This is a genomic window from Spirochaetota bacterium (assembly GCA_025061835.1).
In the GTDB taxonomy this organism is placed as follows: domain Bacteria; phylum Spirochaetota; class Brevinematia; order DTOW01; family DTOW01; genus SKYB106.
Map to the genome: position 1 here is coordinate 91,340 of JANXAC010000006.1, position 6,377 is coordinate 97,716.

General features: G+C 35.2%; 7 protein-coding genes. 6 read left to right on the forward strand and 1 reads right to left on the reverse strand.

The features are described 5' to 3' along the window. Window positions 1-18: 18 nt before the first annotated feature. The 5 genes from NZ579_03905 (at window position 19) to flgE (ending at window position 4,317) form a co-directional block, all read left to right on the forward strand. A complete protein-coding gene (locus NZ579_03905; GenBank protein MCS7299094.1) occupies window positions 19-819 on the forward strand; it encodes an indole-3-glycerol phosphate synthase TrpC in 801 nt (266 codons plus the stop codon). A gap of 91 nt (window positions 820-910) precedes the next feature. Beyond that, a complete protein-coding gene (locus NZ579_03910; protein ID MCS7299095.1) occupies window positions 911-1,330 on the forward strand; it encodes a CBS domain-containing protein in 420 nt (139 codons plus the stop codon). An 11-nt stretch (window positions 1,331-1,341) separates the two neighbouring features. Then, on the forward strand, window positions 1,342-2,523 hold the full coding sequence (locus NZ579_03915) for a SpoIIE family protein phosphatase (protein MCS7299096.1): 1,182 nt from the start codon (window positions 1,342-1,344) through the stop codon (window positions 2,521-2,523). Between the two features lie 41 nt (window positions 2,524-2,564). Next, window positions 2,565-2,912: a CHY zinc finger protein gene (locus NZ579_03920; protein MCS7299097.1), complete on the forward strand. Its 348-nt coding sequence runs from the start codon at window positions 2,565-2,567 to the stop codon at window positions 2,910-2,912. A gap of 49 nt (window positions 2,913-2,961) precedes the next feature. Further along, window positions 2,962-4,317 carry a flagellar hook protein FlgE gene (gene flgE, locus NZ579_03925; protein MCS7299098.1) on the forward strand — a complete coding sequence of 452 codons (1,356 nt, stop codon included), beginning with the start codon at window positions 2,962-2,964 and terminating at the stop codon, window positions 4,315-4,317. Between the two features lie 55 nt (window positions 4,318-4,372). On the opposite strand, the gene NZ579_03930 is transcribed toward flgE, so the two are convergent. Then, complete coding sequence (locus tag NZ579_03930; protein MCS7299099.1) at window positions 4,373-5,518, reverse strand: HD-GYP domain-containing protein; 1,146 nt, start codon at window positions 5,516-5,518, stop codon at window positions 4,373-4,375. 169 nt (window positions 5,519-5,687) lie between these two features. On the opposite strand from NZ579_03930, the gene NZ579_03935 reads away from it, so the two are divergent. Further along, the coding region (locus NZ579_03935) for a hypothetical protein (GenBank protein MCS7299100.1) at window positions 5,688-6,377 on the forward strand (690 nt) is incomplete at its 3' end.

The window sequence follows — 6,377 nt, forward strand, 5'->3', positions numbered from 1 at the left end:
AACTTAGCGAGGTATGCTATGTTAGAAGAAATTGTAAAACTTAAGATTGAAGAACTCAAAGAAGTAAAAGCATCTCTTCCAATTAGAGAACTGAAAAGTATAATCAAACAAAACAATTACAGAACCAGAGGTTTTCTAAACACACTCAAGAACAAAATTGCTAGTGGTAAGCCTGGATTGATAGCAGAGATAAAGTTTGCTTCCCCATCAAAAGGAGTTATTAGAAACAATATTTCACTAGAAGAAGTTTCAGATGTATATGAAAGGAATAGTTTTGTTGATTGTATTTCTGTTCTAACTGAAAAAAGATTCTTCCATGGTGATATATCTTTCATCACAAAAACAAGAACCATCACTACAAAACCAATTTTGAGAAAAGATTTTATAATTGACGAATATCAGATATATGAGAGCATTTACTATGGTGCAGATTGTATCTTACTTATAGTATCATCCTTGTCAAGGAGTCAACTTGTAGAATTTCTTGATACATCTAAAGAGTTAGGATTAGATGTATTGGTTGAAATTTTTGAAGATGACGATATTCAGAAAATTGAAGGACTTAACATTGAATTACTAGGTATAAATAGTAGAAACCTAAAAACTTTGGAAGTTTCTCTTGATAATCATCTCTATATGTTAAATAAGATTAACTTAAGACCTTCAGTATTGGTTGCCGAAAGTGGAATAAAAAATAGATATGATGTTATTAGAGAAATATCTAACGGATTTAATGCTTTCTTGATAGGTGAGAGTATAATGTCTTCTGATAATATGTCTCTCAAAATAAACAGCCTTTTTGAAGGTGTGAATCTATAGTTATTACTTTTACGATTTCTTTACAAGAATTTTTTACGGAATTTACAAATTACTACTAGAATTTATATTGAGTTCTCTTGGAGGTAAAAAGATGACGATTATGAAAAACATAAACACAATCAAAGCAGGAGACATTATGACAACAGACTTCTTTGTATGTAAAGAAGACTTTAGCCTATTCCTTGCTATAGATAAGATAATGAGAAGAAAAGTTCACTCAATAGTAGTAGTTGATGACAATGGGCAGATGAAGGATATAATATCTCCTACAGACTTGTTGAAGGTAGTTTTTCTTGATTATACAGATTATCATAGCATGAAGGTATCAGATATCGTTAAAAAGAATAGAGAGATATTATACATATCAGAAGATACAAGCCTTTCTGAAATAATAAAGGCTATGAGAACATATAGCATATCAACCCTGATAGTTGCCGATGAGTCTCTTAAACCTATAGGTATAGTTCATATAAAGGATGTCTTGAAGATGATAGAGACGATACTTATGTAGGAGGGTGTAAAATGTTAGGTTCACTTCAAAAAGAGGAATATTTCAAAATATACGAACCTAGCAGGCAGTTTCCTATCAACCTGTTAGGTTTTGCTGCCAAAAAGTCTGTTGTAGTTGATTCTAATGTTACAACTGATGAAGTTGTGAACCTGCTTCTAAAAGATAACGAGATAGCGTTTGTGATAGTAACAAGTGGTGATGAGATAATAAATGTTTTAGAGTCCAAAGATATATTGAATATAATATCTGCTAGATTTGGTCAGCACATATACGGGAATAAACCAGTGATTAAAATAGCAAACAGACTACAGAAGAATTTTTCTTTGATTGAAGCAAATAAGCCTGTAAGGTCAATAATACAGAAGATTTCAAAGAACAAACAACGAATAGTCATAACAATAAATGGTAATATTTATGGAGCAACTAATCCTGATATAATTTACTCAGTCCTACTCAAGATAATAGAAGAAGACTCAAAAGAGACAGGAAGACTGCAAAATATGATAATAAACAAATCTCTATATCCAAGTAACGTTATAAACTATGAGGCTGTTTCAATACCGTCGTTTAATGCTGGTGGAGACTATATCTTTGTAAAGGATGTAGATAACAACCAAACACTGGTAGTTATCGCAGATGTGTCAGGTAAAGGAACTTCCGCAGCTATAATTACGAGCATGATAAGTTTCTTTTTCAAGAGTTTAGTTGAAAGCAAGATAACAAAAGAAGTACTAGTAAAATCAATAGTCAGACTCAACAATACTATCATAGACTACTTTGATTACGAAAAATACATTACAATGGTGCTTTGTGTTGTTAATAAACTTTCCAGGAGTATAAGTATAGTCAATATGGGACATCAGCCTGTATATGTATTTGAGAAAGAAGAAATTATCCAGAAGAGAGCACATAATACTCCTATAGGTCTTATGGATTTAAGTGAAGATAGTATTGTTATTGATGATACTACACTAGGACGAAATAAGAAAGTCTTTCTTTTCACTGATGGAGTTACAGATATAAAGAATTCTGACGAGATGGAATATGGAGAGAAGAGATTAGAAGCAATACTTCTGTCCTATGATAACACCGAAGATATAAAATCATACTTACTTGAGGATATTATGTCGTTTTCTGAAGATCAATACCAGGTTGATGACATATCTTTCATAATATTTGAGATCAAAGATTAGAAACTACAAAGTAAATTTGTCAACCGATTAATATTTAATAAATGTGGGCAAAGATAAAGGACATTCCTGTATTCGGAGTAGGTTTGGGCTCATACTCTAGATGTTATCATTATAATTCTGAAAGAGATATAGTAGCTATAAAGTTTAAGTGTTGTGGTAAGTATTACGCTTGCTATAAGTGTCATAATGAATTGGAGGATCATAAAATAATACCTTGGGACGAAAGTGAATTTTCTACAAAAGCAGTTTTGTGTGGTATATGTGGTTTTGAGATGAGTATATATGAATATTTAAAATCTAGGTCCAAGTGTCCTTCGTGCAGTTCTGATTTCAATCAAAACTGTAAGAAACATTACAGTATCTATTTTGGGTTAGAGGATTATACTTAAGAAGTTAATACTCTTTCCGAAAGTATTATGTGTAGCGAGGATACGAACTATGATGAGGTCGCTTTATTCTGGTGTATCAGGCTTGATTAACCATCAGGTTAGGATGGATGTTCTTGGTAATAACATTTCTAATGTGAATACTTATGGTTTTAAGAGGGAGAGAGTAACTTTTCAGGACATCATTTCACAACTTATGGAAGCGGCAGCCAAGCCTACTGATGAAAGGGGGGGTATAAATTCAAAGCAAATAGGACTTGGTATGACTGTTGCCAGCATTGATAAGATTATGACACAGGGTAGTATTCAGACTACTGGTATAAACACTGACCTAGCAATTGCTGGTGAAGGGTTCTTCGTTTTAAAGAAGGGGGAACAGCTTTTCTACTCAAGAGCTGGTAATTTTTACATAGACAAGGATGGAACACTTGTCAATTCAAGCGGTTTCAAAGTTCAAGGCTGGAGAGCACAAAAACTTGAGACAGGAGAGATAATTATAAACCCATCAGGTCAGATTGAAGACCTTGTGATACCCAGGGGAGCGAAGAGCCCCGCAGCAGCAACTACGATAGTAAAGTATAGATCTAACCTTGAGAGTAGAACACCAATTATAACTCCAGAGTCAAGTCTCCTTGACAGGGAGAAATACACTCATAAAACAAGTGTTGATGTTTTTGACTCATACGGCAATAGATATAGAATGTTTATAGACTTCATAAGAACTGACTTAAATACATGGGTTGCTACGGTGAATGTGGAAGGTGCCAGTGGTGTAACAGTTAGCGTCGGCGAAGATAAAGCTGATAACAACAATCAATTTACTATTGTGTTTGACAACAAGGGAACTCTGGCAAGTGTTTCTGATAATAGCGTCAACCCTACAGTTATGAACACAGGAACATTAATGGCTAATGTCGGATTTACGTTACCAGATGGGACAAGACAAACAATTAAGGTAGAACTTGGTGTTGTTGGAAGCATTGAAAACAGTATAACTCAATTTTCATCTCCATCAACCGCATCTGTATATGATCAAGATGGACACGCTATGGGATACCTTGAGAGTTTCAAAATTGATAGTTCTGGAACGATAATAGGCGTCTTTACGAATGGACTTCAAGAACCCTTGGGACAGATAGCACTAGGTGGTTTTACAAATCCTCAAGGTTTGGAGAAAGTAGGAGAGAATCTATATATTGAGACGATGAACTCAGGACTTGCAGACATAGGTCCTGCTGAACTTAAGGGTAAGGGGAAGATATACTCTGGAGCACTTGAAATGTCAAATGTTGACCTTTCAGATGCTTTCGTTGATATGATTGTAACACAGAGAGGTTTTCAAGCAAACTCAAGAACAATAACAACAACAGACCAGATGCTACAAGAAGTTCTTAACCTAAAGAGATAATTAGGTATCGCACCACCTATTTTTGAGGGAGCTCTTAATGAGCTTCCTCTTATCATTACATAAGTAGTATCTTAAGCCTATCAATTTCATCAACTTCTGTTATCACTTTTACTATATATCGGTGAGGGTCTAACTGTAAGTTTACCTTCATTTTTCCAACGACTTTACCCAATGAGTTTTCCACTATTACGATAGTAGGTTTTATGCTATACTCTGAATCTTTCTGAATTATTACTCCTTTCTCACCAGTGTTTAGAAGGACAAAAGACCCTATAGCATATGGTGAAGGCAATCCATATAGTTTTGACATTTCTATTACAAATCTTTGAGTCAGCATAGGCTCAAAGTGCGATCCTGAACGCCTCATTATAATATCAAGTGCTTGTGCTATACTTATACCAGGTTTGTATGGTCTTTCCGATGTGAGTGCGTCAAAGACATCTGCAAGACTTACAATCTGTGGATACCTACCAATTCTATCAAACTTTATACCTAGTGGATACCCATTGCCATCGTATCTCTCATGGTGGAAAAGGACGATCTTTTTAGCGTAAGTGCTTACAGTAGGTTCATCTTTTATAGCAAAATAACCTATTATTGGATGCTTCTTCATTATCGTTAACTCTTCCTCAGTAAGCTCTCCAGGTTTGTAGAGTATGGTTGTAGGTATCTTCACTTTTCCTATATCATGTAGTATAGCACCCATACCTATCTCTTTTATCACAAAATCGCTAGCACCGAGAAACTTTGCAAAGAACATTGATAGGATAGTCACATTTATTGAATGAGTATAGGTGTATTCATCATAGTTTTTAACTACAGACAGATTTATTACTGCCTTACCAAGTTTGTGTATCATTTCCTTAAAAAGCTGTTCTATGATATCTTTAACCTCTTGGATCTCTATCTTTTTGTCATCTCTAAGTTGACGTATAACATTGTTTATAACCTCTTTAGCATTCTCCTTTACCTCATCAGAAAACATTGGTGGATAAATTTCAGAGAGATCCTTTTTAACTTCTTTAGTGTAGTATAGTTCCTTGATCCCAAGACTCTTTAGTTGGTTTATAAAATCTTGAGTTAGTGGCTTTTTGGCAGACCATAGAAAAACACCTTCTTTTGAAAATAAGTCACCAGACAATACCATTCCAGGTCTTAAGAAGTCAACAACTATGTCGTGTTTTAACTTACCATCATCCATAAACTCATTAATTAAATTATAGTAATACCTATGTCGTATTTCAATATTTATCAAACTCTCTCAATAAAGTCTAAAATTTTTTGAGAGATGATTCATAAAATAGCTTAAGGTTGAGGAAGATAATAGAAGATCAGAAGAGAATATACTCAAAAGAATTGACCCTCATAAGATGAAAAACCTACTCACACTATCCTCAAAGGCGATACTCTCCTTCTTAAGTTCCTTTGGTATAACTCCTCAAAGAGGCAGGATAGACGGAACTGTGATGGGTAAGATGTATATAACATGCTGTTCTACTAACCTTGGCGGGTATGAGATAATCCTGAATGCTGTGATGTGTGAAGGAAGGGGGAAGGAGCTTGAGGGAGCGAAGGAGATTGTAGAGAAGGTTGATAAGGAGTTTGAAGAGTTGGTGCAGTATGAGTTGGATGGGTTGTATTATGCGAGAACATTCATAAGGAAGACCAGGAAGAAGGTCTTGATAAAGAGCAAAGAGCAGAGACTTGAGGTCTTTAAGAAGCTGGAGTGGTATGTTAAAGTTCTTGAGGAATTCCCAGAGATCGCTTGTGATAGGTGTAAGGTCGTTGAGGGGTATGATGCTAAGAGAGGTAGGAGTTATAAGATAGTGGTTGTTGATGGTGTTGAGGATGAGAACTTGGGTATGGAAGTTGAGGTAGGGAAGGTTATTGAGAGGTGTGGGGATGCAGAGGAGGAGTATTACATCCTCTCAACACAGACAGGTGTTGAACCACAGAGATTAAGAGAGATGGCGATAGAGAGGTGGGGTATAGAGATAAGTTTCAGAGAGAGTAATCTGATAATGAATACAAAGAGATTGAGGTCGCACAACCCCACCTCT

Bases quoted from the DNA above. Each gene is read 5' to 3' on its own strand.
- NZ579_03905 (MCS7299094.1), top strand. From the start codon at position 19: ATGTTAGAAGAAATTGTAAAACTTAAGATTGAAGAACTCAAAGAAGTA.
- NZ579_03910 (MCS7299095.1), top strand. From the start codon at position 911: ATGACGATTATGAAAAACATAAACACAATCAAAGCAGGAGACATTATG.
- NZ579_03915 (MCS7299096.1), top strand. From the start codon at position 1,342: ATGTTAGGTTCACTTCAAAAAGAGGAATATTTCAAAATATACGAACCT.
- NZ579_03920 (MCS7299097.1), top strand. From the start codon at position 2,565: ATGTGGGCAAAGATAAAGGACATTCCTGTATTCGGAGTAGGTTTGGGC.
- flgE (MCS7299098.1), top strand. From the start codon at position 2,962: ATGATGAGGTCGCTTTATTCTGGTGTATCAGGCTTGATTAACCATCAG.
- NZ579_03930 (MCS7299099.1), bottom strand. From the start codon at position 5,518: ATGGATGATGGTAAGTTAAAACACGACATAGTTGTTGACTTCTTAAGA.